The 26491-nt window shown below is 45.3% G+C and carries 31 protein-coding genes; 4 read left to right on the top strand and 27 right to left on the bottom strand.

The genetic code is table 11. From position 1 onward, the window contains the following. Window positions 1-79: 79 nt before the first annotated feature. From spoVAE to ANCC_RS06190, 6 genes are all read right to left on the bottom strand, one after another. Window positions 80-436, bottom strand: coding sequence for a stage V sporulation protein AE (gene spoVAE / locus ANCC_RS06215; RefSeq protein ID WP_006568837.1), 357 nt, complete (start codon window positions 434-436; stop codon window positions 80-82). Further along, window positions 437-1453 carry a stage V sporulation protein AD gene (spoVAD, locus tag ANCC_RS06210; RefSeq protein WP_006568836.1) on the bottom strand — a complete coding sequence of 339 codons (1017 nt, stop codon included), beginning with the start codon at window positions 1451-1453 and terminating at the stop codon, window positions 437-439. Next, window positions 1453-1914 (bottom strand): stage V sporulation protein AC, encoded by a 462-nt coding sequence (gene spoVAC / locus ANCC_RS06205; protein WP_006568835.1) that lies wholly within the window; start codon window positions 1912-1914, stop codon window positions 1453-1455. Before spoVAC ends, spoVAD begins: the two co-directional genes overlap by 1 nt. A 310-nt stretch (window positions 1915-2224) precedes the next feature. Then, entirely contained in the window at window positions 2225-2635 is a 411-nt protein-coding gene (locus tag ANCC_RS06200; protein ID WP_006568833.1) for a stage V sporulation protein AB, read from the bottom strand. Further along, complete coding sequence (locus ANCC_RS06195; RefSeq protein ID WP_009288776.1) at window positions 2622-3245, bottom strand: stage V sporulation protein AA; 624 nt, start codon at window positions 3243-3245, stop codon at window positions 2622-2624. Before ANCC_RS06195 ends, ANCC_RS06200 begins: the two co-directional genes overlap by 14 nt. Beyond that, window positions 3202-3378, bottom strand: coding sequence for a hypothetical protein (locus ANCC_RS06190; RefSeq protein ID WP_022260861.1), 177 nt, complete (start codon window positions 3376-3378; stop codon window positions 3202-3204). Before ANCC_RS06190 ends, ANCC_RS06195 begins: the two co-directional genes overlap by 44 nt. A gap of 147 nt (window positions 3379-3525) precedes the next feature. On the opposite strand from ANCC_RS06190, the gene ANCC_RS06185 reads away from it, so the two are divergent. Continuing rightward, on the top strand, window positions 3526-4083 hold the full coding sequence (locus ANCC_RS06185; RefSeq protein WP_009288777.1) for a DUF4364 family protein: 558 nt from the start codon (window positions 3526-3528) through the stop codon (window positions 4081-4083). A 22-nt stretch (window positions 4084-4105) separates the two neighbouring features. Here ANCC_RS06185 and yihA read toward each other — a convergent pair whose 3' ends face one another. From yihA to ANCC_RS06150, 7 genes are all read right to left on the bottom strand, one after another. Continuing rightward, window positions 4106-4720, bottom strand: coding sequence for a ribosome biogenesis GTP-binding protein YihA/YsxC (gene yihA, locus ANCC_RS06180; RefSeq protein ID WP_006568829.1), 615 nt, complete (start codon window positions 4718-4720; stop codon window positions 4106-4108). A 10-nt stretch (window positions 4721-4730) separates the two neighbouring features. Further along, complete coding sequence (locus tag ANCC_RS06175; protein WP_009288779.1) at window positions 4731-5666, bottom strand: calcium/sodium antiporter; 936 nt, start codon at window positions 5664-5666, stop codon at window positions 4731-4733. Window positions 5667-5682: 16 nt separating this feature from the next. Next, complete coding sequence (locus tag ANCC_RS06170; RefSeq protein ID WP_006568826.1) at window positions 5683-6243, bottom strand: manganese efflux pump MntP; 561 nt, start codon at window positions 6241-6243, stop codon at window positions 5683-5685. A 100-nt stretch (window positions 6244-6343) separates the two neighbouring features. Next, the gene (locus tag ANCC_RS06165; RefSeq protein WP_006568825.1) at window positions 6344-7114 is read right to left on the bottom strand and encodes a polysaccharide deacetylase family protein; all 771 of its coding nucleotides are present in this window, start codon (window positions 7112-7114) and stop codon (window positions 6344-6346) included. Window positions 7115-7249: 135 nt separating this feature from the next. Beyond that, window positions 7250-9370 (bottom strand): glutamine synthetase III family protein, encoded by a 2121-nt coding sequence (locus ANCC_RS06160; protein ID WP_006568824.1) that lies wholly within the window; start codon window positions 9368-9370, stop codon window positions 7250-7252. 203 nt (window positions 9371-9573) lie between these two features. Beyond that, complete coding sequence (locus tag ANCC_RS06155) at window positions 9574-11217, bottom strand: hypothetical protein (protein WP_006568822.1); 1644 nt, start codon at window positions 11215-11217, stop codon at window positions 9574-9576. Between the two features lie 85 nt (window positions 11218-11302). After that, window positions 11303-12085 (bottom strand): polysaccharide deacetylase family protein, encoded by a 783-nt coding sequence (locus ANCC_RS06150; RefSeq protein ID WP_006568821.1) that lies wholly within the window; start codon window positions 12083-12085, stop codon window positions 11303-11305. 272 nt (window positions 12086-12357) lie between these two features. Here ANCC_RS06150 and mgtE point away from each other — a divergent pair, with 272 nt between their 5' ends. Further along, window positions 12358-13689 carry a magnesium transporter gene (mgtE, locus tag ANCC_RS06145; protein WP_006568820.1) on the top strand — a complete coding sequence of 444 codons (1332 nt, stop codon included), beginning with the start codon at window positions 12358-12360 and terminating at the stop codon, window positions 13687-13689. A gap of 89 nt (window positions 13690-13778) precedes the next feature. Here the strand turns inward: mgtE and ANCC_RS06140 are convergent, their stop codons facing one another. The 10 genes from ANCC_RS06140 to ANCC_RS06095 all read right to left on the bottom strand — a co-directional run bounded on the left by ANCC_RS06140 (window position 13779) and on the right by ANCC_RS06095 (window position 21642). Continuing rightward, window positions 13779-14582, bottom strand: a complete 804-nt coding sequence (locus ANCC_RS06140; protein WP_006568819.1) for an alpha/beta fold hydrolase — start codon at window positions 14580-14582, stop codon at window positions 13779-13781. A gap of 21 nt (window positions 14583-14603) precedes the next feature. Then, window positions 14604-15365, bottom strand: a complete 762-nt coding sequence (locus ANCC_RS06135; protein ID WP_006568818.1) for an N-acetylmuramoyl-L-alanine amidase — start codon at window positions 15363-15365, stop codon at window positions 14604-14606. A gap of 71 nt (window positions 15366-15436) precedes the next feature. After that, window positions 15437-16273, bottom strand: coding sequence for a DUF6179 domain-containing protein (locus tag ANCC_RS06130; RefSeq protein WP_233458254.1), 837 nt, complete (start codon window positions 16271-16273; stop codon window positions 15437-15439). 35 nt (window positions 16274-16308) lie between these two features. Continuing rightward, entirely contained in the window at window positions 16309-16851 is a 543-nt protein-coding gene (locus ANCC_RS06125) for a DUF6323 family protein (protein ID WP_006568816.1), read from the bottom strand. A 150-nt stretch (window positions 16852-17001) separates the two neighbouring features. Further along, the gene (locus ANCC_RS06120) at window positions 17002-17364 is read right to left on the bottom strand and encodes a hypothetical protein (protein ID WP_006568815.1); all 363 of its coding nucleotides are present in this window, start codon (window positions 17362-17364) and stop codon (window positions 17002-17004) included. Window positions 17365-17387: 23 nt separating this feature from the next. Then, window positions 17388-17786 carry a HEPN domain-containing protein gene (locus ANCC_RS06115; protein WP_006568814.1) on the bottom strand — a complete coding sequence of 133 codons (399 nt, stop codon included), beginning with the start codon at window positions 17784-17786 and terminating at the stop codon, window positions 17388-17390. Further along, a complete protein-coding gene (locus ANCC_RS06110) occupies window positions 17783-18145 on the bottom strand; it encodes a nucleotidyltransferase domain-containing protein (RefSeq protein ID WP_006568813.1) in 363 nt (120 codons plus the stop codon). Before ANCC_RS06110 ends, ANCC_RS06115 begins: the two co-directional genes overlap by 4 nt. Beyond that, window positions 18145-19533: an MATE family efflux transporter gene (locus ANCC_RS06105; protein WP_006568812.1), complete on the bottom strand. Its 1389-nt coding sequence runs from the start codon at window positions 19531-19533 to the stop codon at window positions 18145-18147. Before ANCC_RS06105 ends, ANCC_RS06110 begins: the two co-directional genes overlap by 1 nt. 10 nt (window positions 19534-19543) lie before the next feature. Continuing rightward, complete coding sequence (locus tag ANCC_RS06100; protein WP_006568811.1) at window positions 19544-20710, bottom strand: cation diffusion facilitator family transporter; 1167 nt, start codon at window positions 20708-20710, stop codon at window positions 19544-19546. A gap of 38 nt (window positions 20711-20748) precedes the next feature. After that, the gene (locus ANCC_RS06095; protein ID WP_039947061.1) at window positions 20749-21642 is read right to left on the bottom strand and encodes a LysR family transcriptional regulator; all 894 of its coding nucleotides are present in this window, start codon (window positions 21640-21642) and stop codon (window positions 20749-20751) included. Window positions 21643-21748: 106 nt separating this feature from the next. On the opposite strand from ANCC_RS06095, the gene ANCC_RS06090 reads away from it, so the two are divergent. Beyond that, window positions 21749-22327: a chromate transporter gene (locus ANCC_RS06090; protein WP_006568809.1), complete on the top strand. Its 579-nt coding sequence runs from the start codon at window positions 21749-21751 to the stop codon at window positions 22325-22327. Next, window positions 22318-22875, top strand: a complete 558-nt coding sequence (locus ANCC_RS06085) for a chromate transporter (RefSeq protein WP_006568808.1) — start codon at window positions 22318-22320, stop codon at window positions 22873-22875. Before ANCC_RS06090 ends, ANCC_RS06085 begins: the two co-directional genes overlap by 10 nt. Before the next feature lie 133 nt (window positions 22876-23008). On the opposite strand, the gene ANCC_RS06080 is transcribed toward ANCC_RS06085, so the two are convergent. From ANCC_RS06080 to ANCC_RS06065, 4 genes are read right to left on the bottom strand one after another with little or no spacing between them, the layout of a single operon-like run. Then, window positions 23009-24253: a 3-isopropylmalate dehydratase large subunit gene (locus tag ANCC_RS06080; protein ID WP_006568806.1), complete on the bottom strand. Its 1245-nt coding sequence runs from the start codon at window positions 24251-24253 to the stop codon at window positions 23009-23011. A gap of 1 nt (window position 24254) precedes the next feature. After that, window positions 24255-24746 carry a LeuD/DmdB family oxidoreductase small subunit gene (locus ANCC_RS06075; protein ID WP_006568805.1) on the bottom strand — a complete coding sequence of 164 codons (492 nt, stop codon included), beginning with the start codon at window positions 24744-24746 and terminating at the stop codon, window positions 24255-24257. 12 nt (window positions 24747-24758) lie between these two features. Beyond that, complete coding sequence (locus ANCC_RS06070; RefSeq protein WP_006568804.1) at window positions 24759-26000, bottom strand: 3-isopropylmalate dehydratase large subunit; 1242 nt, start codon at window positions 25998-26000, stop codon at window positions 24759-24761. Between the two features lie 3 nt (window positions 26001-26003). Next, window positions 26004-26480: a 3-isopropylmalate dehydratase small subunit gene (locus tag ANCC_RS06065; RefSeq protein WP_006568803.1), complete on the bottom strand. Its 477-nt coding sequence runs from the start codon at window positions 26478-26480 to the stop codon at window positions 26004-26006. Between the last annotated feature and the right edge of the window lie 11 nt (window positions 26481-26491).

Genomic DNA, 26491 nt, shown 5'->3' with positions numbered 1-26491 from the left:
AGGAACGCTCTTTTATATATATAAAAAGCAATACCGCCGCGATGACGGCATCACTTAGTATCAAATACCTGCCATACGGCTATTTTTTTATTTTCGGCTGGAAGATCAGGGATGCCAGATAGGAGAAGATCAGAGCTGCAGATGTTCCCACAGCTGCAGCGGTAAATCCGCCTTCAAACAGTCCGAGGAATCCATGCTGGTCGATGGCTTCTTTCATTCCTTTCCACAGAGTAAACCCAAATCCTGAGAGAGGTACGGTTGCACCGCATCCTGCAAAATCGGCTATTTTTTCATAAATCCCGAGTGCTCCGAGCACTGCTCCTGAAACAACCAGTATGACCATGATCCGTCCCGGCTGTAGTTTGGTGTTGTCCATTAAAATTTGTACAAGAATACAGATAATTCCCCCGACAATAAATGCTTTTACATATTCCATCTATACTTCCTCTCTTTCCAACAAAACTCCGTGCGCAATACCCGGCACAGTCTCACCTTCATTGAAGCTCGTCTTTGAAAGCAAAGCTCCCGTAGGTACAAACAGGACTCTGTTCCATCCGCCGCTTATCATCTTTCTTGTGATCATAGAGGACAGGACTACAGCGCTGCATGCACATCCCGATCCCCCTGCGTGGGTATCCTGAGTCTCATCCTGATAGACTTCGATGCCGCAGTCTCCGTGTACTTTTGAAATATCATATCCATTGTCCTTCAGAAGTTTTATGAGAATTTCTTTTCCCACCTCTCCCAGATCTCCGGTGTAGATCGCATCATAGTCATCCGGCGTCATTGCAAAATCATTAAAGTGCTGATAAATGACTTCTGCAGCCGCAGGCGCCATGCAGGCTCCCATGTTCATGGAATCTTTCACGCCGTAATCTACGATTTTACCAGTTGTGATTCCCCGGACTTTGATCGGGCTTTTTTCTTTGGAGATTACGAATCCCCCGGCTCCGGTCACGGTCCATGTGGAGGACAGAGGTCTCTGGCTGCCGTATTCCAGCGGGAAACGGAACTGCTTTTCTGCACTTCCTATATGACTGGAGGCAAGGGCCAATGCATAGTCTGCATATCCCGCCGCTACTGTCATAGACGCAAGAGATATGGATTCTCCTGCGGTAGAACATGCTCCGTACAGGCCAAAGAGAGGGATCTCCAGGTCCTTGATCCCGAAAGATGTGGCCATGATCTGCTCCAGGAGATCTCCGGCAAATGCATAGCGCACCTGATTCTTTGTGATCTCTGCTTTTTGTATCGCAAGCAGGGCTGCCTGCCGCATGAATCTTCCCTCTGCCAGTTCCCATGTCTCCTGACCGAACAGAGGATCGTCGATGATCTGGTCAAATGCCTGTCCGAGCGGTCCTTCCCCTTCTTTTTCTCCGACTACAGAGGACCAGCCTTTGAGATAAGGCGGATGTTCGAATTCCAGACTCTGCTTTCCCTTCATAACTTTCATCACATAACCCCCAATCGGACTAATATCATATAAATAATTCCCAAAAGAAAGGAGGATAAGATTCCGTACAGAATGACCGGACCTGCGATTGTAAAGATTTTAACTCCGATCCCGAACACCTGTCCCTCTTTTTGATACTCGATAGCTGGAGAAGCTACAGAATTTGCAAACCCGGTGATCGGAACCAGTCCTCCCGCTCCTCCGAATTTTGTGATCTTTGAATACAGGTTAAATCCTGTGAGGAGAACGCTTAATAGTACAAGAGTTACTGTGACAGCCAGGAGGGCATCTTTCTCTCCCAGATGCAGCCAGTGCATCACTGCCTGTTTGATCCCTTCTCCGATGGTACAGATTGCTCCTCCCACAAAAAACGCACGGACACAGTTCATAAGACAGCTGCTTGCCGGCGTTACCTGTTCTACATATTCGTTATATTGATCTTTTGTCGGTTCATTGTGCATGACAGAATAAGCTCCTTTCGTTTGTGTAAGTATTTATGCAGACGATGCAGATTTTCAATACGAATGGGATGGCATTTACCATCCCATTCGTTTCTGCGGCAGTCGCCGCAGATGATGGCTGCAAAACTTCTTTTTTTATGGCTGTAGTCGCTGAATATACGACATACTCCGTATGTCTTCTGGTCTTCGTCCTTCAGCCGATAAAAAAACTTCGTCTTTTCATCGTCCGAATGCCGATCCCAGTCCACGCTGCGCATGGATATTCAGCTCTGTTTAAAATTCAATTTTTTCTGTTCTCTGCGGCTCGTTGCTAGCGCAAAAATTGCATCCAGCAGCCTGCTATTTTGCCTAGGGCTATGGAATAGATGACGAATGGTATTCCGTCTCTCAGTTTCATTCTTCTTGAGAAGACCGGCAGGCTTTTGAGCATTTCGGCCAGCGCTCCGATCAGGCATCCTGTGAAGATTCCTCCGAACAGTCCATATAAGATCAGCAGCGGATATCCCAGCGGAATGTGCCACCGGTAGATAAATACTGCTGTTCCCAGGACTCCGCCCAGGGTAATGCAGGTTTCATACAGCATGGCGTGAGATATTGTTTTGGAAAGACCTGCAAGTCTCGGAACAACTCCAATCATACTTAAGAATGCCAGGAAACTTCCCGCGATGAGTGCTCCTGCGGATAAGCCGTATACTACAAGTAGTAAGTTACGAAGAAACATCCTGCTCCTCCTTTTTCCGTCCGGCGTCAATCATCAGTGTATCATTTACATCCCGCTCGTAAAGCCGCATCTGGACTTCAAACGGGGTCGGATCATCGGTAAGCTTGATTTTCCCCGCATGATTAAAGAAGATTACGATTCCTATGGCAAGTCCCGCCGTATAGGCCAGATGAAGTATCGTGGGCCCTTTTGGCGGCGTTCCCATGACCAGCTGATATACGGTCGCAAACAAATCGTCAATGGCCACATCCGTATTATAGCTCATGATTGAGAAACTGGCTCCAAAAAAGGCGACCAGGCATACACCAGCAATCTTTAAGTAGTGAGCCCACTTCTTCTCCTGTGTCACTTCTTTTAAATAGACGATAAAATCTTCGGGACCCATATTGACCACTTCTGCAGTTTTGTCAATTTCTTTGATCACTTCCACTGCTTTTAAGATGGAAATAATCTCCCGTTCGTTTCCCCGCTTTTTAAAATGAAAAAGCTTTGCTTCCTTCACCTTTTGTTCCATGTCTTTGTCGGTACAGTAAATGGATGCCACATCTTTTATCTTTACATCCGGATTATGAATACATACACTGTCTTCCGCTTTGATATATACGGTCATGATGTTCCATCCTTTCCAAAACTAACGTCCCATCTTTTCTCTGCTCCTGATTCGTGTCACAGAAAAGAATCACGGATAAGACTGCAAGGAGAATGATCAATGCGATCACCATCCACTGTTTTCTTTGCTTCATAAATATCACCTCTTCATTCTTATGAGATAAATTAGTTGTAGTATCTGTCTTTTTTTCAATTTCATTCATGGATTCTGTTCTTGCAGGAAAGGTATCCAGATGGTATCATTTAAGAAGTGCATGTTTCATAAGGAAAGGAAGGATTGTATGGAAGAAAACGGTCTGACTTTATATAAATTAATGATTTTATTTTTAATAAAAAAAGTGGATTTTCCGCTGAGCAACTCACAGATCTCGGAGTTTATTCTGGACAAAGGGTATACGACCTATTTTAAACTCCAGCAGGCTTTTCACGAACTGGAAGACGAAGACATGCTGCGGACAGAACTGGTAAGAAACGCAAGCCATTATTTTCTGACAGAAGAGGGGAAAGAAGCGATTGATATGTTTGAATACCAGCTCTCCGAGCCTATACGAAATGACATTCTAACATTTTTGGCGACCAAAGAATACCAGCTGAGAGAGGAAACCAATCTGGAAGCCGACTATTTCCCTGCAAAACGCGATGAATATACCGTAAGGCTCAGGATCAAAGAAAAAGACAGCATGCTGCTGGAAGTCAACTTAAACGTAGTATCCAGAGAGCAGGCCATCTATATCTGCGATCACTGGAAGTCTAATCACTCGGATATTTATGCTTATCTGATCAACCGCCTGCTTTTTCAGGACCAGAGCCAGGAGGCAGAAAAAAAGACCGATTCTTAAACAGAACCGGTCTTTTTTATATTCATTCATCTGAAACATGATGTTCCTGTTCCAGAAGAAGCACTTGTTCAATAAAGTCCCATATTTCATCTCTTCCCTGCTTTGAGAGCGAAGAAAAAGGAAAGACCGGTGTCTCCTTATTGAGCCTGAGTTCCTGGCGGATCTCCTTTACATGCTTAGGAAGCTGGCTCCGTTTGAGCTTGTCGCTCTTTGTAGCAATAATGACCGGATGATAGCCGTTATGTACGATCCAGTCATACATCATCACATCATTCTTTGACGGCTTGTGTCTGATATCAATGAGAAGGAACACCAGCTTCAGCTGCTTTGACGTGTGAAGGTACCGTTCAATCATCGCACCCCACTGCTCTTTTACTGACTCCGTGACCTTTGCATATCCATATCCGGGCAGATCTACATAGTACAGTTCTTCGTTGATATTATAATAATTAATGGTCTGAGTTTTCCCCGGCTGAGCGGACACCCTTGCATATGACTTCCGGTTCATCAGTGCGTTGATGAGGGAGGACTTGCCGACATTGGACTTGCCTGCAAATGCTACTTCCGGAAGCTCATTGTCCGGAAGTTTGCTGGTGATCCCACAGACCGTTTCCAGATTAACTGATTTAATGATCATGGTATTCTCCTTATCTTATGAGTAATTGTGCCAGATAAACTGCAAATAATACAAGCATCACAAACCCGCTGCCTCTGGCAAGCTTCCGGTCTTTTGAAGACAGAATCCACAAAACCGCCGCTGATAGAATCGCAGCGAGTGCGTCCGGAATAAAGCTTGTATCAAACGGAACCGGATGAATGACCGCCACGGTCCCTACGACAAACAAGATATTAAAGATATTGCTTCCCACAATATTTCCCACTGCAATGTCTGCTTTTCCTTTAAATGCCGCTGTAACTGAGGTGACCAGCTCCGGCAGAGAAGTGCCGAATGCCACAACTGTCAGGCCGATGATCCGGTCAGAGACATTCAGGGCCTTGGCTATCGAAGTCGCCGCATCTACTGTCACATCGCTTCCCAGTACGATGGCAATCAGCCCGCCGATCGTAAAAACAAGCATTTTTAGCAGGGACGCATTCACTTGTTCTATCTCTTCTTCAATGCCTTCTTTTTTTGTCAGCCTAAACAGATATACAAAAAAACCGATAAACAGCACCCATAGTATCACTCCGTCCAGGCGTGAAAGACTGCCTCCGGCGATTCCCATAGCTGTGAGGACTACAGTGATAACAATTACAAAGGGCATTTCCACCTTTACGGTTCCTTCTTTGATGGCAACTGCACTGACCACTGCGGTAAGCCCGAGAATCAGCAGAATATTCATGATATTGCTTCCAAGAATGTTTCCGACGGTGATTCCAACATTTCCTTTAAACGCTGCCGAAATACTCACTGCCGCCTCAGGAGCGCTGGTCCCGCAGGCGACGATCGTAAGCCCGATCACGATCTGCGGAATTCCAAACTTTGCAGCAATCATAGATGCCCCTTCTACAAAATAATCCGCGCCCTTCATCAGCAGAATAAAGCCTGCCGCTAAAAAGGCTATGTGTGGCAATAAATTCATACGTGTTCCTCTTTTCTCAAAAAAATAAATGCTGTATTAAAATTTTACATCCGAGGATGATTAAAATCAACCCTCCCATAATCTCTGCTTTTTCTTTCAGTTTGTCCCCAAATCTGCTTCCGATGGCAACTCCTGCCAGTGATATGGCAAAGGTAACACTCCCTATGACCGTTACAGCTTCTAAAAGATTGACGCTCAAAAATGAAAACGTGACTCCTACCGCCAGTGCATCGATGCTGGTCGCGACCGCCAAAATAAAAAGCTCCCGGAAAGAAAATCCGCAGTCCTGTGTTTCCTCTTCATCATCGGATATCCCTTCTTTTACCATATTGAAGCCGATCATCACCAGCAGGAAAAATGCGATCCAATGATCAATCTGCATGATCTTTCCCGCAAACTGCTTGCCTGCCAGGTATCCTGCCACTGGCATCAGAGCCTGGAATCCCCCGAAAAACAAAGCGATCCAAAACATTTCATTTTTCCGGATCTTTCCCATATTGAGACCTTTTCCTATAGACACAGCAAACGCATCCATGGAAAGGCCCACACCTATCATCACTACTTCAATTATGTTCATTTTTTAACCCCATTATGTACATTATCGCGTCAGATGGACCAGAGGCCCGACGCCTCCGGTCCATTTTCCGCACTTGATACTCATTCTAAATTACCTGCATTTATTTGTCAACGGACACATGGTGTATCTGCTGCGTATATTTTGTAATCGGCAGTATCTGATAGCCCTCTTTTTTCAAAGTTTTAATCAGAGAGTCCAGACTTTTTACCGTGTTTTCTGCCTCCGCCAGGTCATGCATCAGTACAATGCTGACCTTTTGTTTTTTTACATCTGTTAATATATTCTGGTTCAGCCTTTCAGGACTCAGGTTAAAATTCACTGCATCTCCGCTTAGCGCGTTCCAGTCAAAGTATAAAAGACCTTCTTTGTTGATATACTGAATATAAGGTTTGATATCTCCGGCGCAGGAATTGCTGCTTCCGCCCGGAAAACGGTATATGACAGGCTTTACGTCTGTTATCTCGTACAGCATCTCCTGCAGCTCCTTGATATCCTTTCCAAAAGCGTCTACGGAAGAATAAATCTGGTCATAGTTATGGCTGTAAGAATGCATTGCCAGGGTATGTCCTTCAAGTACGATCCTTTGATACTGCTTTCTGGCCTTCTCCGTCTTTTTTCCCACTACGAAGAACGTCGCTTTCACCTTATTTTTTTTCAAAATATCCAGGATCTCATCGGTATTTTCAGACGGCCCGTCATCAAAGGTCAGATATACCTTTTTATTTGTAATCTTGCTGCCGGCCATCAGTCCGCCTTCGCCCTCTTTCTGGCTCGCAATAAAAAGTCCGTCAGAATGATCCGCCGCATACCGCAGGATGAAACCGATAAAAAATAATGCGCACACAACTGCAAAATAGGTTTTTCGTTTCATAAACTTGCTCCCTCGCTTTCAAATATAGGATGTGAGGAAGCAAGAAAACTATGCTGGCATTTTATAGATAATTTTATATAACAAAAAATCCTGCGGGCGGTTCCATACCGTCTGCAGGATTTTTGATTTCAATACTTATACTTCAAAGATCAGATCTCCGTAGCTCGGCATCGGCCAGTCTTCTTTGGCCACAAGCATTTCAAGCTTATCTGCCGGTTCACGGACAGCATTCATGCATCCGAACACTACGTCGTGATAGAAACGTGCCTGCTCGTTCATGTCTTTAATAGACTGTGCTTTGTCAGTCTCACTCTCCAGAATACCGATTGCCGTATATAATTTCTTAAGATTCTCTGTGATATCGCCGAGCAGGGATTCCTGTACATCCGTATCCATTCCTGTAGCTTTCAAAACAGCGACAGAATCGGCCAGCGTCTTCTGATATTTCATTACCGCAGGAACAATCTGTTTTTTAGCAATATCCAGCGTTGCCAATGCCTCGATATTGATCGTCTGTGCATACTGCTCAAACAGAATCTCAGCACGGGACTCAAGTTCTGCCTCCGTGAAAACACCAAACTTCTCAAACATCTTAACGGATTTTTCGGTAATCAGCGCAGGGATCGCCTCGACCATAGACTTGATATTCGGAAGGCCCCTTCTCTCTGCTTCCTTTACCCATGCATCAGAGTATCCGTCTCCGTTAAATATGACTCTCTGGTGATCCGTGAGCATTCTCTTGGTCAGCTCGTGAGCTTCCATCATCACATCCTGAAGATCTCCCTCTACCTTTTCCAATTCATCACAGACCTCTGAGAGTGCATCTGCAACAATCGTATTCAGCACTACATTCGGGTCAGAGATGGACTGAGTAGAGCCAACCATGCGGAATTCAAATTTGTTTCCGGTAAATGCAAACGGTGATGTCCTGTTGCGGTCAGTGGCATCTTTTTCAAAATCCGGCAGAGTATGTACGCCTGATGCCAGCTTATCCCCGTGTTTGGATCTGGTAGCCTCTCCTCTGGTAACCAGCTGCTTTACCACGTCCTCAAGCTGCTCTCCCAGGAAGATAGAAATGATGGCAGGAGGTGCCTCATTGGCTCCCAGACGGTGGTCATTTCCTGGTGTGGATGCGGCCATGCGAAGCAGATCTGCATGCTCATCGACAGCCTTGATAATAGCTGACAGAATCAGAAGGAACTGCTGGTTATCATGCGGGGTATCACCAGGTTCCAAAAGATTCTTTCCCGTGTTTGTCACGATGGACCAGTTGTTATGTTTACCGGAACCATTAATGCCCTTAAACGGTTTTTCATGGAGAAGGCACTTTAATCCCTGGCGTTCTGCCACACGGCGCATCGTCTCCATCAAAAGCTGATTGTGATCCGTTGCAATATTGTTGGTCGCGTAGATTGGTGCCAGTTCGTGCTGTGCAGGAGCTACTTCATTGTGCTGAGTCTTTGCTGTGATGCCCAGTTTCCAGCTCTCCTCATTGAGCTCTTTCATGAACTTTCCGATCCTCTCGCGGATGATTCCGAAATAATGGTCATCCATCTCCTGTCCTTTTGGAGGCATTGCACCGAATAATGTCCGTCCTGTAAAGATCAGGTCTTTTCTCTGTAGATATTTTTCTTTGTCTACAAGGAAGTATTCCTGTTCCGGTCCCACAGAGGTATTGACATTTTTTACATTCTTCTTTCCAAGCAGGTGTAAAAGCCTGGTGGCCTGAATATCCAGCGCCTGCATAGATCTCAATAAAGGAGTCTTTTTGTCCAGAGCTTCTCCGGTATAGGAACAAAATGCCGTAGGGATACAGAGAATTGTAGAATCCGGTGTCTCTTTAATAAAAGCAGGTGAAGTACAGTCCCACGCAGTGTATCCTCTGGCTTCAAAGGTTGCCCTCAGTCCTCCTGACGGGAAGGAAGAAGCATCCGGCTCACCCTTGATCAGTTCTTTCCCGGAGAATTCCAGGAGCACTTTTCCATTTTCCGTCGGGGTGATAAAAGCATCGTGCTTCTCTGCCGTCACACCGGTCATCGGCTGGAACCAGTGGGTGAAGTGGGTTGCACCTTTTTCAAGAGCCCATTCCTTCATCTCATTGGCAACCACGTCTGCGATGGCAGGGTTTAACTCTGTTCCCTCTTCGATCGTCTTCTTAAGGTCTTTGTAAACTGCCTTCGGAAGCCTCTCCCGCATAACACTGTCGTTAAACACGTTACATCCGAACATTTCTGAAACACTTCTTTTTTCGCTCATAAGATATTTCTTCCTTTCCTGATTTGGACTTCAAATTATAAGAATTTAACCCGCCGGAAACCTGTGACAGATTAAAAAAATAGACGCCAAACAATCCTCGAATCGTTTGACGCCTTTGTCATTACTTCGCTAGGTATAAGATACAATGATTCTTTCGAAAAATCAAGTACTTTTTTGTATTTTGTCAAATACAAAGCCGCCAGCTATTGTGTTATCTGATAAATGCCGCTCTCGTCTTCTTCGTAGGAAATCTTAATCTTGTCTCCGGCATTCCATTTGATCGCACCTTCATTTTTTGAAAATTCTTCCTTATAGACATTGCCTTCCCTGTCGGTGATATACACATAAGTATTGCCTTCAATCGGTATAAAATCAACCTTTTTGATCGTGATCTCCTTCGTCTTCACAGACTCTGCCGCGGCGGCTTCTTTGGCAGAGATAATTCCCTGCTCCTTCAAAAGTCTCTTATATTCCTTCTGGACACCATTTTGAGTGGTAGAAGTCGCCACAATGTTATACTTTCTTACATTGACCATAGCAAACATCTTCACAAGTCCGCCTTTATCCTTCAGAATCATGACATATGTCGGCTCTCCGTTTACATTGATCAGAGCCGGAAATGCCGCAGAATACCTGAGGTTCTGCACCTGTCCCTCGGCCGCTTTCATGGCAGACTGCTCATTGGCTCCGGAAACCGTGTAGTATTTGGATTCCGAAGTTCTCATATTCATAAGAACAAATGCGATATTAGACTGATCTCCATTAACGGATGTGACACCGGTATAAGCCCAGATGTCCCCGTCGATGGCCCTGTATCCATAGTCGTCAGTTGCTATCTTACAGCCCTTCTTGCCGAACACACTGTTAATATAGCCGTTGGAGAGAAGTCCTTTCCAATTATACTTTTGGAGGAGCAGCCTGCCGTCGTATACATGATCCACCCATCTCGGAATATCTTTTGCGTCATAGTAAGTGCTCTTCCCGGTGACGGGATCGCTGATCACGGCACCTTTGACATCCTTAGCCCCGAAGAGCCCCGCGTTTGCCTTCAGCACCGGACAGATATAATAGGGATTTCCTTTATTGTCGATCTCAAAATAGTATCCCTGAAAAATTGCTGTGGGATACTGGAATCTCAGATGTCTCTGAAGGTTCCTGGAAAAGTATGCGGATGTAGAATACTGCATCGGCTTTTTGAGCTTTACATACTTTGCCTCATTGCTGATGGGATCTACCTGTACATAGCCCGGAATCCCTGCTTTGCGGTTTGTCATATACCGGATGAAACTGGCATAATTAAGAGGTGCCACTTTCATCGGCTGCCCGTTATAATCAATCTGGGTATAGTCGTCACTGACCTCATACTGGCTCACCACATCGGACAGAGAGCCAATGGCGCGGTCGCCGATAATCCTTGCCCCTTCCGTGTCCATCAGGGCGATATCTGTGATCTTTTCCGTCTCCTTCATGTCAGTCTCAAATTTCTTATTTTCTACTTTCAGCCTGCCTGCATATTTTTTGGAAGATATGAGCTGGCTTGAAAGAATCATCCCTCCAAGAAAAACGACAATGACAAGGACCAGCAGAGCAGAAAACAACGAAAACAGCTTTGTCTTCTGGCCCATCCCCCTCAATGCGGCCCACGCTGTCAGCACTCCTAAAACTGCGATCAGCACCATCCATATGCCGGTCTCCTGAAAATTAACTGCAGGCAGCGCCACATAATAGTACAGTCCTACTAAAATCAGTGCAGTGAGGATTCCCATTGCTGCCGTTTTCTTTTTCATCTTACCGACTTTAAAGTTTTTGACCCGGTTCAGATCATTCATATCAAACCGAAATACCATCTAAGTCACCTTCTAATCTTGTATTTCACAGTGTCCCTGCGATACCTAGATGTTATCATATTTCACATGAAATTGGTATAAAAATTTATTTTCTGCGCTGTTTGCCCTCCGGATCTATGTAAAAGTTTTTAGTCAGGATCATTCTGGAGACCGGCACAAAAGTATATCCCTCGGACTTTAACCGTTTTATGATTACCGGAAGAGCCTGTTTCGTGTATACAGTTCCTGTGTGCATCAGGATGATTGCACCGTTTTCCATCTTTTTGTTATCACAGACACGTTCAATGATGTCCTGCTTGGAAATGTCTTTCCAGTCCAGGCTGTCAACGGACCACTGAATGACTTCATAATTTAGCTGTCTGGCCGTTTTTACCACATTTTCATCATAGTCTCCGTAGGGAGGCCGGAAAAGTTCCATCTGCTCTCCTGTCACGGCCTGGACTTTGCTGTGAGCCCCCAGAATCTCTTTTTTCTGCTCATCAGAAGACAATCTGGTCATATATTTGTGGTTATCCCCATGGTTGCCAATGTCATGGCCTGCTTTGGCAATCTTCTTTACATCCGCCGGAAACCGCTGTACCCAGTCGCCGGAAAAAAAGAAGGTTGCTTTCACATTTTCTTTTTTTAAGATTTTGAGAACCTGGTTGATGTCCTCATTTCCCCACGCTGTGTCAAAGGTGAGGCTGATTTCCTTCTTCTTTGTATCCACACAGTAAATCGGAAGTTCCTTATTCTCTGCAGGATTTAAGATCCTCACATTTTGATTCCAGACAGAAAGGGCCGCATTGCCCCCGCCAAGCAATGACAGCCCTAAAACAACGATGCAGATAAAACCCGTGATCAGATTTTTCTTATTCACTCTGTCCATCCCCTGTTCAACTTCTATGTACTATTTATATGGAATAGGAGATTGTCTCATTCTGATTTCCTTGACATGACCTTTTCTTAAAGGTATTCTGATAAGAGCGGTGAAACCTGTAAACTGTAAAAAAGAAAGGATGTGAGAGTATGGAATCACCCCGAAGTCAATACGGCATGAATGAAAATTCCAAACCTCCCGCGTACTTTTTCTTAAATACAGGGAGAGGGTTTTTGTTCATGTTTTAATCTTCAGAATTTCATATAAAAGGAGAAAGAAACATGAGAGAAGAAAATATCAGAGCTCTGCTCATGAGGCGGGAATATCCTGCCTTAAAAGTTGTGCTTAATTCTATGAACAACGTAGATTTAGCATCATTATTAGAAAATTTTACAGAAAAAGAATATACGATCCTGTTCCGTCTGATCCAAAAGGAGAAGGCGGCAGAAGTATTCACAGAGATGTCATCTCCCATGCAGGAAACTTTGATCAATGCGTTTACCCGCTCTGAGATCAAAGAACTGTTTGATGATATGTACATGGATGATACGGTGGATATCATCGAAGAAATGCCTGCCAATGTAGTAGAACAGATTTTGGACGTGACTGACAGAGAAACACGGCAGATCATCAACCGTCTCTTAAAATATCCGGAAGACAGTGCGGGAAGCATCATGACAGTGGAATATGTGGACCTGAAAAAAAACATGACTGTCGAACAGGCACTGAAAAAGATTAAACGGGTTGGCATTGACCAGGAGACCATTTATACATGCTACGTGATCGAACAGAAACGGCTTCTTGGGATCGTGACGGCCAAGAGCCTTTTGCTCAATGAAAGCAATGTTCTCATAAAGGACATTATGGAGACAAATCTAATCTACGTGAATACCCATGAGGACAAAGAAAATGTCAGCAAACTGTTCCATAAATACGGCCTTCTGGCAATCCCTGTGGTAGACTTTGAACACTGCATGGTAGGCATCGTGACTTTCGATGATGCCATGGAAGTCTGGCAGGATGAGGTGGAAGAGGACATGTCCATCATGGCGGCTATGCAGCCCAATGAGGAATCCTATTTCGGCACATCTGTCATCAGCCATGCTAAACACAGAATCTTATGGCTGCTTTTCCTCATGCTGTCCGCAACCATTACCGGAGCCATTATCACGAAATATGAGAATGCTTTTCAGACTCTTCCCCTGCTCGTATCCTTCATTCCAATGCTGATGGACACCGGAGGAAACTGTGGTTCCCAGAGTTCAACCCTGATCATCCGCGGAATTGCCGTCGATGAGATCCGGTTCCATGATCTTTTTAAAGTTATATTTAAGGAATTCCGGGTGGCTGTTTTAGTTGGCTTTGTTCTGGCTGCAGTCAATGGACTGCGTATCATGCTCATATACCACAGCCTCAGAATGGCCGTGCTGATCGGGCTTTCCCTCATAGCCACGATCATCCTTGCCAAAATCGTAGGCTGCTGCCTGCCTCTTCTGGCAAAAAAGATCGGACTGGACCCGGCCATCATGGCGGCTCCCCTGATCACCACGCTGGTGGACACCTGCTCCATCCTGATCTATTTTAATATTGCAACCCATCTGTTTTCTCTCTGAACACAGAAACACAAACGGCTGCGGGACCATCCGATAAAAATGTGGTCCCGCAGCCGTTCTGATTTTTCTCTTCTTTTGATGCTTTTCATTTATGCTCTGACAGCATTGAAAAAGTATTTGTTAAATAACTCCAGCTGATCGTACACAATGCCGTGTCCGCTTTCGTCCAGCTGGATCAGCTTGGAACCGCAGATTTCATCATGCTGTATCCGCACCAAATCATTTGACACCACAACATCCTTTTTACCGTGAATGATCCATGTCGGCACATGAACGGCCTGCAGGTCTTCTCTGCCGTCTTCATCTCTCAGAGAAACTGCGGCCCGTACCGTTCCGAGCCCGGAAGCGGAGAGTGCGATCTGTTCAAACCAATTTACCGCCGGTTCAGACTGAGGACTTGCAAACAGCTGCTCATGACTGAAATTATAACAGAGCTGCGGCCGGTCAGTTTCTGCCATTTCGATCAGTTCATTGACATATTCTCTTGTCAGTCCATACGGGAAGTCTCTTCTTTTTGTCCATGATGGAGCTGCAGCTGCCAAAAGAATCAATTTTTTGACACCAAAACTTTTGAATTTCCTCATATATCGAAGGACAATGGCTCCTCCCATAGAAAATCCCACAAGCGTGAAGTTCTTCAGTTTCAGCCTTCTGATTACCTGGAAAATATCCTGAGACATCTGATCATAAGAATAGCCAAAAGCCGGAGTATCAGAATTTCCAAAGCCTCTCAGATCCAGTGTCACCACCCGGTAACCCTGCCTGCATAAAAGTTCCGTCTGATATTCATACATCAGGTGGGATAAAGGCCATCCGTGAATTAAAACGACAGTCTCCTCCCCAAATGGATTATAATCATAGACTGCAATCTTTATTCCATCCGTTGATCTCACATAAAACAAACTATTTCCTCCTTATTTTTTGACCACCAGGGTATCATAGCCTCGCTGCTTCAGCTCATTTTCTAATTGGACTGCTTCATCAAGCGTTCTGAAGTCTCCAAGCTGTACGGCATAATATGGCTCCTCATACACGATATCTCCGTCAAAGCCCTGAGCAAGCGCTTCATTCAGCGCGTACTGCGCATTGGAGAAATTGCGGTACAGTCCGATCTGCACCCGGTAGGTACTGCCAAGCTCCTGTTGTCCTGATCCAATCGTGTCAACAATTCCGTCTGCAATGGCATTTGCAATGTCGTTAAATCTTGAATCAAAAAGCTCATTATCTTTTACCGTATTGATGAAGCCGGCCTCGATCAGTATTGCAGGGATATTCGTCCGTCTGAGAACCGCAAGTCCCGGCCGTTCCTTGACTCCCAGGTCAGTAAATCCAACCTCGCTTAATCTGCGGTTTACATTCCTGGCCATCTCGGCCTTGATACCACTGTCATTGTAAACGAGAGTCTCCACTCCGCTGTATGTGTTGGGAAGCGGGCTTGAATTTCTGTGTATAGAGACAAAGTAATCGGCCCCGCTCTCATTTCCGATCCTGGCCTTCTCAATCGGAGACTGATAGACATCGGTCTGTCTCGTATACTGTACCGGGACTCCCCTGTCTCTCAGCGCCTGACCCACTGCCAGAGTCAGTCTTAATGTATCGTCTTTTTCCCTTCTTCCATTAAACTGGGCACCATTGTCATAACCGCCGTGCCCGGCATCCAAAATTACGCCTGCCATAAAATTCCTCAAATCAACTTTCTTTTGCTAATATATGCAGACAGTCATAAAAAGTGTCCTGAAAAATACAATCAAACATAAAATAATGCATCCAGTGCGTCATATTTCATGGCATTATAAATCCGAACAGCGACTTCATTCCCCTCTCTCTGAAAATATTGTTTCCAGGGCTCCATTCCGGCCCTTTGTATGATAAGTCCAATCATTTCCTGTACTTTATCCCCTATTGTTTCTGTCGGGTCATCTGAAAAATATCTCCGTATCTCTTCTGTATCTGTTCTCGTCAAAGTTAAATCCGTAAGCTGTTTTTTTGAAATCAGACATCCGAGAGACTGGAGCAGGACCAGAGAACAAATATTTTCCATATAATCAACGTCCTGCTTTGCTTCCACATGCCTCAGGAGAGCTGTGATGATGCGGCTGTCGAAACATCTTAAAAGTCTCTGTTCTCTCTCTGCGTCACATAAATACTCATAAATCAGTCTTATTCCGCTTTTCTCTCCATATCTGTTCATCGTTGGATAATCCAGTGTCAGGATATGATCCTGAGGACAGAATCTGGCATCATAGCGCAGAAAAAACTGCGGCATGCCGCTGACCATGGTATCCCTGTAATTGACGCATCCATAATCTTCAAAATCCATGGCCAGACGATCATAGACAGCCTTTGCCTCATATGTTTTTTCTATTACCTTTTCATACCCAATGCTGTAGGCCTCCTCCGCACGAAGGCCCCTTTTGGACCGCAGCGCTCCTCCGTAAGATTCTTCGCACAGGCCGATACAATATATAACTGCCTCCATCAGCATCTGTGCCGTTTCATAGGTGATTGAACTGCTCTCTTTTGATGTATACTTCTCTGTCAGACCGGCTGCCGCCGGAAGCAGCTCCTCTAATCGGTATTCCATAACACTTCTCCCTTCCCGGATGCGGACCAGTTCTGTCACTCCCAGAACATTTCCTTTAATATACTCAGATAGAGTCTGTCATCCCAGCGCTGTTCTTCGCTGAACTGTTCATACTCGCTGCCCCGGCTCTTTTGAACACCGTCATATCCCCCTCTCACAGCTCTGGAGTACCGTTCCAGGCAGGTTCCTCTGAGATATTCCAGGTCCCCAAAACACACAGTCTCAAACTGTTCTCTCATAAATTCAAGAAGTTCATCGTCTGTGAGTCTGTCCATGGATTCATTTTTGAACTGATAAAAAATGTCCTGAAGTTCCTTTAATATTTCAGCATAATGAGCCTGGTCTATAAATTGGGAATCACAAAACGTATAGATCAGTTTATCTAAAATACCTTTCCCGAATTCCACTCTCTGATATTTTCTTAGACTTTCATTCCTCCCTGCGATCAATTCTCTCGCCTGTTCTTTTGACAGGCTCAGTCCAAATCTCCCATCTGTCTTCTCGCTGCATGCTTCAATGACTCTTAGTTCCTCTTCCTCTTTTTCCCTGATCAGCAATTCATAAAAATTCTCTTCCATAAAACGCCCCTTTCACTTGGAGACTCATTATACTGCCGCCGCATTAAGATCACAAGTCTTGAAAAATTCGTCATTTTATGGTAATATAGAGTTAGAAAAAAAAGGAGCAGATATGTGTGTATCTGCTCCTTTTTGTTTCTTGGATTTTCATTATTTATTCGTAAATTCTCCGCTCAGCTGCTGTGCAAACTCTTTCTGCGGTGCTTCATAAAAGAAAACCATCTCTTTTTGATCTTCTTCCTCAATCACAATCTTGTTGTCTTCCTCCAGTTTCAGGCTGCGGATCTGACTCCGTTTCAGCCGCTTCATCTCTTTTATCTCCGGCTCCGGACTTCCCTTTGAATATCCGATCTGTTCAATCAGAAGTTCCTCCTCCGTCAGTGTCAGAACATAATCATTGGACAGCCGGTCCCCGGAAGGATCAGACAGCAGATAAGAGACCGCATTAGAAATGGCATTTGCGATCACCTGTTTGTTTGAAACCTCTTGATAGACTTTTAATACAATCGGCATATTATTCACCTCCCGTCAATTTTTCAATTTTTTATTGGAATCTCTTTCAGTTTTAAAATAGTATCGTACATAATTTCCTTACATTTATCAAATTCTTCTTTTGTCACTGTATAAAAATCGTCGCCCGGATACCTGGCATCATAATAAAAATCTGTTAAATAGGCCAGTCCCACTGTATCCAAATTTAAATTCGGCTTCCACTGATTCATTCTGACTGCAATCTTTTTCATATTATGCTTTCTTAATAAGTCCGAAACATCTTCATCTAAAAAACACAATTCCAGGTAGCCTTTCAGAAATTTTTCTGTCACTTGCTGACACTGTACTGCAAGCTGGTTATAGAAAGTACTCCCCACAGCGAGGATAGATTCCAGATACTCCAAGTCATTTTTTGCAATGTCCAGGTAGTTATTTTTAATCATTTTATCACCTCCAGTATTAACTTTTTATCTCTGTTCAATATTCTCTTAAAAATAGTATTTTCCTTTATAGATTCTTTGTTAGCATAGACGACATCCGTGGATATACCGGATATCTCATCATCTAAGGTCCATCTGATATCCGCTGCCAATGCCCTGTCTTCCAATTTTTGTTCTGTAAATATGAGAAGGTCTATATCACTTCCATTTCGGATATTTCCCCGCGCACAGCTGCCAAATAAATACACTCCTTTTAAACCGGGAATATCAGCTTTTACCAAATAGTCAAGATCCGATTCTATTTTATTAATAAAACGTTTGGGCAAATGCTCATAATTTTCCCGATAAATCTTTATCATCATTATATACTCTCCCCCGTCTCTTTACAATCCTTCTCCCGCTCCACAATTCCTTTTTCCTTCCACTTGCCGCTTCGGTATCTCAAGGTTCCGATCGTAAATGCCGCAGCCCATCCGATCGGGACAGACCACCAGATTCCGGACGCTCCCAGAAAATGAGCCAGGATATAAGCAAATACTACCCTGCATCCGAAATTGCAGAGGGTACCCGCCATAAATACACCCACATCTCCTGCTCCGCGGAGAACCGCATTTACCACGTTCATAAGTCCCATCAGTGCATAAAACACAGATACGACCCTTAAATAATCCACACCGATGGCAATAACTTCTGCATTGACCGCTTCATCCACAAACTGAGCAACCAGCACATCACCTTTAAAAAACAGAATTCCCGTAATGACAACTGCGATGCCTGCCGCCATAAGTCTGCCCGCTCTCAGCCCTTCTCTGATCCGCTCCGGTTTTTTCGCCCCGATATTCTGCGCCGTAAACGTGGACACTGCATTTCCCACGTTTACCATCGGCATGATTGCAATCGAGTCGATCTTCGTAGCCGCCGTATATCCTGCGAGCACCACAGATCCGAAACTGTTGACGAGGCTTTGTACAAACACCATGCCAAATGAAACGATCGACTGCTGCACCATAGACGGCACTGCAATCCGTCCCATCTGGAAAAGAATCTTTCGGTCAAATAAAACCGGCTTTGTTTCTGTCTCGATCTTTTTAAGGCGGAACAGCAGATTGATAAACGAAATGACTGCCGCCAGCCCCTGCGCGATCAGAGTTGCCCATGCGACCCCGGTCACTCCCATTTGAAGCCGGATCACAAAATACAAATCCAGAACAATATTCAAGATCGAGGAGCCTGCCAGAAAATAAAGAGGAATTTTTGACGCGCCAAGTGCATTATAAACCGCGTTTAAAGTATTATACATAAATAAGAACACGAGACCAAACATATAGATTCTCAGATAATCTGCGGCATCCCGGTAAATATCCGCCGGTGTCCTCATCAGTACGAGGATTCCTCCCGTCCCCGCCGCACCTATGATCATTAAAATCAGTCCTAAGACAAATGTAGAAATTAAGGCTGTATAGATCGCCGTCATCATCCGGTCCTGATCCTTTGCCCCAAACAGCTGGGAAATGACAACAGAATAACCGATGCTGGAACCGGTCGCCACTGCTACAAATAAAAAAACAATGGCCGTCGATGCTCCAACGGCGGCAAGTGCCTGTGCACCGACGAATCTTCCCACTACCATAGAATCAATAATGTTATAAAGCTGCTGAAATAAATTGCCCAGCACAATGGGAACCGCAAAGAAAAATAACTTCTTTGCGGGATTTCCTACACTCATGTCATTGGTCAGCTGTTCCTTCATCTTTCACTGTTCAGATATAACTCCGGTCCACTTTGATCACTGCAAAGTAATTTTCCCGGTGTCTTCTGATCTCCTTTCTGATATAAGTCGTAATATCCCCCACTTCCTGGTCACATTCATAGGGCACGACCAGGTCAAAGATCAAGTTGTTGTGCGTTTTTCCCTCTACCATTCTGAAATCATGGATGGACAGTTCGGGCCCGCATTCTTTTACGATCTTTTCCACCATCATTCTTGCCTCGTTGGTCTCTTCATCATCCGTGACAACCGGGTCCATATGAATGGTGGCATCACAGTTAAACTTATGCATCAGATGATATTCAATGTTGTCAATCACGTCATGTGCCTCCAGAATATCAACATTATAGGGCACCTCGGCGTGAAGCGAGATCATCCGCCGGCCCGGGCCGTAGTCATGTACGATAATATCATGCACCCCTACGATCAGCTCATTGTCTAAAACCTCATTTTGTATATCCTCCACCAGTTCCACATCGGGAGCGGTTCCAAGCAGAGGCGAGAGGGTATCCTTTGCAGCTCCGAATCCGGCCCACATAACAAATCCGGCTACTAAAATACCTACATATCCGTCCACGTTGATCCCGGCGAACTTAAAGATCAGCATTCCGCCCAGGACTGCCGTTGTAGCGATGCAGTCGCTTAAACTGTCTGTGGCCGTGGCCTTCATGGCCTCTGAGTCGATCAGGTTTCCGACCTTTTTATTGAAAGCCGACATCCAGAATTTCACCAGTATGGATACGATAAGAATCCCTATGGACACAGGACGGAACACAATGTCTTCCGGACGGAAGATTTTATCAGCAGAAGATTTTAACAGTTCAAAGCCCATTAACAGTATAGCCAGAGAAACCAGAAGTCCTGAAATATATTCGATTCTTCCGTGTCCGAACGGGTGATTTTTGTCCGCCGGACGCCCTGCCATTCGGAAACCAACCAGTGTGATAATAGAAGAAGCCGCGTCAGAAAGGTTGTTGAAGGCATCTGCGGTAATGGAAATGGCCCCTGTAAGAATCCCCGCGGTCAGTTTCCCTGCAAAGAGAAGGATATTGCAGAATATACCCACCGCCCCTCCCATTGTGCCATAGGCCTGACGGACTTTATGGTTTTTTAAATCATCCTTATTTTTAATAAATGCCGATATCAATAATTCTGTCATAATTTTTCATCCCCTTGTGTCAAATATTTTCCATTGTATCACAAATCACTTATATTTTCATTTCTCTCAAGCAATATACTGATAAATTCTTTCATGGGCCCTGTGCGGTACTTATCCTTATGGACAACGATATGATTCTCGTTCTTAAGCTCTATGCCCCTGATTTCTATTTTCTTTAATTTCCCTTTTGAGACTTCCTCTGCCACAAGGCGTTCCGGCAGCACGGTGATTCCAAGGCCTTCCTCTGCCGCCCGGATCAAAACCTGAGAGTTTACACTGGTCCAAAAAGGCTCGGCCTTCAGATCATGCAAAAGCAGGACGCTGTCCAGCACATCCCTGGTCGCACTCCCCTTTTCACGAAGCAGAAGCGGCTGTTCCAGAAGTCTTTCAAGTTCAATATCCTTAACATCTGCCCATGGATGGTCCGGAGAACAAAAAGCATACAGACAAAACGAAGAAAAGGCTGTGCTGTCCAGTGTACTGTCTGAGACAGCACCCTCGATCAGTGCCAGATCGATCTCATTCTTATGGAGCATGGAAAGGACATCCGAAGCCTTGCATACCTGAACACTGACCGGCGTCCCGGGATATGAATCTTTAAATCGTTTCATAGCCCCGGGCAGCCAGAAGCTTGATATGGTGATGCTGGCCCCGACACGGAGTACGGCCTGTTTCTCCAGATCGTACACTCCTTTTTCCAGATCTTCATACAGCTCCAGGATGCGGACTGTCTTTTTTAATAATAACTTCCCCGTCTGGTTTAAAAAGACTTTCTTTGATATACGGTCAAACAGCACAGTGCCAAGTTCTTCTTCCAGTTCATGGATTACATGGGATACTGCCGGCTGGGTCATATAGAGCTTCTTCGCAGCCCCGGTGATACTTCCTTCCTCGCATACTGTTTTAAAAATATATAAACGCCTTATGGTCATAACTTTCCCTCCTATCATTACTATTTTAACATGATATCTATAAAATAATATAATTTTCTTTATATATAAAAAAAACGTATACTGTTAAAAAAGGGGGAAATCCGTAATGAATAAAGATATACTAAAACAATATGCCTGGCTGTTCCGGGTCAATTTGATCGTCAGTGCTTTTACTTTTGGCGGCGGCTACGTGGTCGTTCCCATGTTAAAAAAACATTTTGTGACAAACCGTCATGTTTTATCTGAGGAAGAGCTTTTTGATATCGCAGCGATTGCCCAGTCTTCTCCGGGAGCCATTGCAATTAATCTTTCGGCTCTCACAGGATACCGGATAGCCAAATTAAAGGGAGCCGTCATAAGCTGTATCGCGGCCATCCTGCCGCCGCTGATCCTGCTCTCCATCATTTCCGCTGGATATCAGGCTTTCAGGAGCAGTCATATCGTATCCGCCGTTCTCCTTGGCATGCAGGCAGGAGCCGCGGCACTGATCGTCGACTATATCACTGATATGTGCCGCATGATTTTGAAAAAGAAATCTCTTTTTCTTACCCTCATGGTTCCTGCTGCTTTTTTATCCAACCTCGCCTTCCACATCAATGCCATGCTGATTTTAATCTTATGTTCCGTCCTCTGCCTGTTGAAAGTATGGCTCCATGAAAAAAGGAGGTGCCAGACATGCTCTTAAATCTTGTTCGTTTATTCAGCACCTTCTTTAAAATCGGTCTGTTCAGCATCGGCGGAGGCTATGCGATCCTCCCGATGATCAAAGAACAGGTCGTACTTGCAAAACATTGGCTCACCGGTCAGGAATTTACCGATATCATTACGATCTCACAGATGACGCCCGGCCCTATCGCAGTCAACACTTCCTCCTTCGTGGGGATCCGGGTAGCCGGAATCCCCGGGGCAGTTGTGGCGACTGTGGGATGTGTGATCTGCGGATTTACCATCTCCATCCTTCTATACCGGTTTTTCCAGAAAAAAAGTGATTCATCCTATATGTCCGCTGTGCTGGACGGCCTGAAAGCTTCTTCCTTAGGGCTTGTCCTTTCGGCTGCTTTTTCCATCCTGCTGCTTACCCTGTTTGGCACGGATGAACATGTCGTCCTCTCATCTTTCCAGCTGCCTGCGGCCATTCTGCTCGTAACCGCTGTGCTTCTGCTTAGGAAGTTTAAAAAACCTCCTGTACTTGTAATTGTGTTTACGGGGATTGTCGGACTGCTTATCTATTGATCTTTTTTACAAAAGAGCTCCTGCAAAGCCAGAATTTTGTATTCCTTCTGTCTTTGCAGGAGCTATAATATTATTACCCAATGAATCTATGAATTTTATCTGTAAATAAAGCTTACGTATCTGTGAGCTTTATCTACTCAGCCGCCACGATCTTCCCAGCCACAGCAGATGCCGCCGCCGTCTTCGGTGACCCGAGATAAATTTCAACCTTCGATGTCCCCATTCTTCCAAGAAAATTCCTGTTATTCGTAGCCAAGATCTTCTCCCCGTCGGTGAGGATTCCTCCGGCTCTTCCGCAGCAGAGTCCGCATCCCGGCTGGGTGATAATAGCTCCTGCCTTGGCAAGAATTTTAAGATACCCGGCTTTCGATGCCTCTATATAGATCTTCCTGCTGGCAGGGGTCACGATCAGCTTTACAAAATCAGCAACCTTTTTCCCATCGAGGATTTCTGCCGCTGCTTTCAGATCTTCCAGTCTTCCATTGGTACAGGAACCGATGAATATCTGGTCAAGTTCAGTACCTTCGACCTCAGATACCGGTTTGATCTTATCCACCTGAGACGGACAAGCGACTACTGGAACCAGATCTTCTGCCTTATAGACAACCGTTCTGCAATACTCTGCATCCTCATCTCCATAAATCCAATCCACGTCGGAAAGCTCAACTTCGGAATACTCTGCTGTCTTCTCATCCGGCGCAAATAAGGCCGCCTTTGCCCCAGCCTCAATGGCCATATTGGAAATCGTCATCCGGGAAGCCACACTCATCTCTTCCACTGTACTTCCGGAAAACTCCAGCGCCTTGTAAGTCGCCCCGTCGGCTCCCAGATCACCGATCAGTCTTAAAATAATGTCTTTGGAAGATACATTGTCCGGAAGTTTGCCATCGATGACAACCTTGATTGTTTCCGGTACTCTGACCCACATTTCTCCGGTTCCTAAAATTGATGCCATTTCTGTGTACCCAATGCCTGACGAAAAGCAGCCAACGCATCCATAAGTGGTCGTATGTGAGTCGGTTCCAAATACGATGTCTCCCGGTTTGGCATATCCGCACTCTGTCATGAGCTGATGACAGATCCCATCGCTTCGGTGAATGTTTTTCAATCCGTATTTCTTTACAAACGCATCACCGATCTTAAAATGCCGGATATCTTCCACCGCACTGGCCGGAACCAGATGATCATAAATCAAGACTACTTTGTCCGGGTCCCACAGCTTTGTAAATCCCATCTCTTCAAATTTTTCTGCCACAAACGGAATAAAAATATCATGGATCATTACCCGGTCTACATTGACAGTCACGATCTGACCTGGAGAAACCGACTCCGTCCCTGTGTTTCTTTTGATTATCTTTTCGATGATCGTATTTCCCATGCTATTTCACCCCATTTCTTTTCTTCATTGCTTCCACCAGTCCTCCGGCTTCTATAATGTCCATCAGATTCTGAGGCAGCGGCTGGATCGGATACTCCCTGCCGTCATGCACAATAGACTCGCCCAGCGTTACATCAAGAGTATCTCCTTCTTTCACTTTCTCCTGGATCTGGTCATTTTCGATGAGCAGAAGTCCATTGTTAATAGAGTTCCGGAAGAAAATGCGGGCAAAAGATTTGGCAATGACACATTTTATTTTCAGGGCCTTGATGATCTCCGGCGCCTGCTCTCTGGAGGAACCGCAGCCAAAGTTTTTTCCGGCCACAATGATATCGCCTTCTTTTATCTGAGATGCCAGCTCCGGACGCAGCGGAGAAAATCCGTACTGCTTCATGTCTTCTACGGTCGGAAGCGCCAGATACTCTGTAGGAATGATGATATCCGTATCGATATCATCGCCCAGTACCCATACTTTTCCTGTAAATTTTTCCATATATAAACTCCTTTATCTCTTCACGATTTTCCCTGCGATGGCAGACGCTGTGACGGTCGCCGCAGATCCCAGATAGACATAAGAATCCGGATGTCCCGCACGTCCTTTGAAATTTCTGGTACCGGTGGAGATCAAAACTTCCCCTTCACCGATCACGCCCTGACAGCTTCCCCAGCACACACTGCAGTTGCTGTTCATGACCATGGCTCCGGCTTCCACAAAGATGTCGATCAGTCCTTCGTCCAACGCCTGCACATAAACCTCATTGGAAGCAGGCGCGATCAGGAATCTGACGCCCTCATGAACCTTCTTTCCTTTCAGTATCTCAGCCGCCAGACGCAGCTCATCGATCCGCCCGTTGTTGCAGGAACCTAAGAATGCCTCGTCTATTTTAACGTCTCCGGCTTCTTCCACCGGCACCACATCATCAATTAAATGCGGTCTCGCAACCACCGGCTCTATCTCATCCAGATTAATATGGTATACCTTTTCAAAACGGGCGTCCTCATCACTCACAAATAGGTTTTCTGCCTTACGGCCCCTGGACTCTACATATTCCACAACCTTTTCGTCAGGCTCCACGATTCCGGTTTTAGCTCCTGCCTCCACCGCAAGGTTACACAATACCAGACGTTCATTGATACTTAAGTTGTGTGCCCCTTCTCCTGCAAATTCCATGATCTTATAGTTGCATCCGTTGGCTCCCACCATGCCGATGATGGAAAGGATCAGATCTCTGGCATAGACGCCCTCTCTTAATTTTCCAGTCAGTTCAAAGCGGATCGTCTCAGGCACCATGACCCAGGAAGTCCCCGTGACCATGCCGTATAAAAAGTCCGTGCATCCGATTCCTGTTCCGAAGGCGCCAAGGGCACCGTATGTACAAGTATGGGAATCTGCTCCCATGATCAGCTCTCCAGGACATACATAATCCTCCACCATAATCTGGTGGCAGACTCCCTTTCCTTCATAAAAGGCGATGTCATGTTCCCTGGCAAAGTTCCTCATTTTCCTGTGGGCCTCCGCAGTTTTTGGATTCTCTGCAGGGATATTGTGGTCAATGATGAAGACCAGTTTGTCCTTATCCGCAATTTTAGGATGTTTTAAATCATTGTGATACATATCGATCGTCAGATGTGTCGTTCCGTCATTACTCATCAGGCGGTCCAGTTCCACTGTGTGGATCTCTCCCGCTTTCACTTCCGGCACCCTGGCCGCTCTGGCTATAATCTTTTCTCCAATTGTCATTCCCATAGCCTACACCTCGCCTTCATTCAAAAAGTTGATCAATCCGCCGTGGTCCAAAATGTTCTGCATGTAAGGCGGCAGTTTTGTACAGGGCAGAGTCTCATCCTCTGTTTTAATGAATCCTTCGGTCAAATCCAGTTCGATCTCATCCATCTGATTCACTTTATCGTACAGATCCGGGCTTATAACGACCGGCAGTCCGATGTTGATGGCGTTGCGGTAAAAGATCCTGGCAAAGGATTTTGCAACGATGGCTTTTACTCCCAGGGCCTTTAACACACTCGGCGCCTGTTCTCTGGAGGAGCCGCAGCCAAAATTCTCCCCGGCCACAACGATGTCGCCTTCCTGCACCTTCTTTGAAAAATCCGGATCGATAGACTCAAAGGCATATACTTTCATTTCCTCAATATTCGGCAGCAGCAAATACTGGGATGCTATAATCTGGTCCGTATCCACATCATTGTGGAACTTAAATACTCGACTCATAATCAACCTCC

The sequence above is a fragment of the Anaerostipes caccae L1-92 genome, from assembly GCF_014467075.1.
Classification (GTDB): domain Bacteria; phylum Bacillota; class Clostridia; order Lachnospirales; family Lachnospiraceae; genus Anaerostipes; species Anaerostipes caccae.
This window is presented reverse-complemented; position numbering and strand designations above follow the sequence as displayed.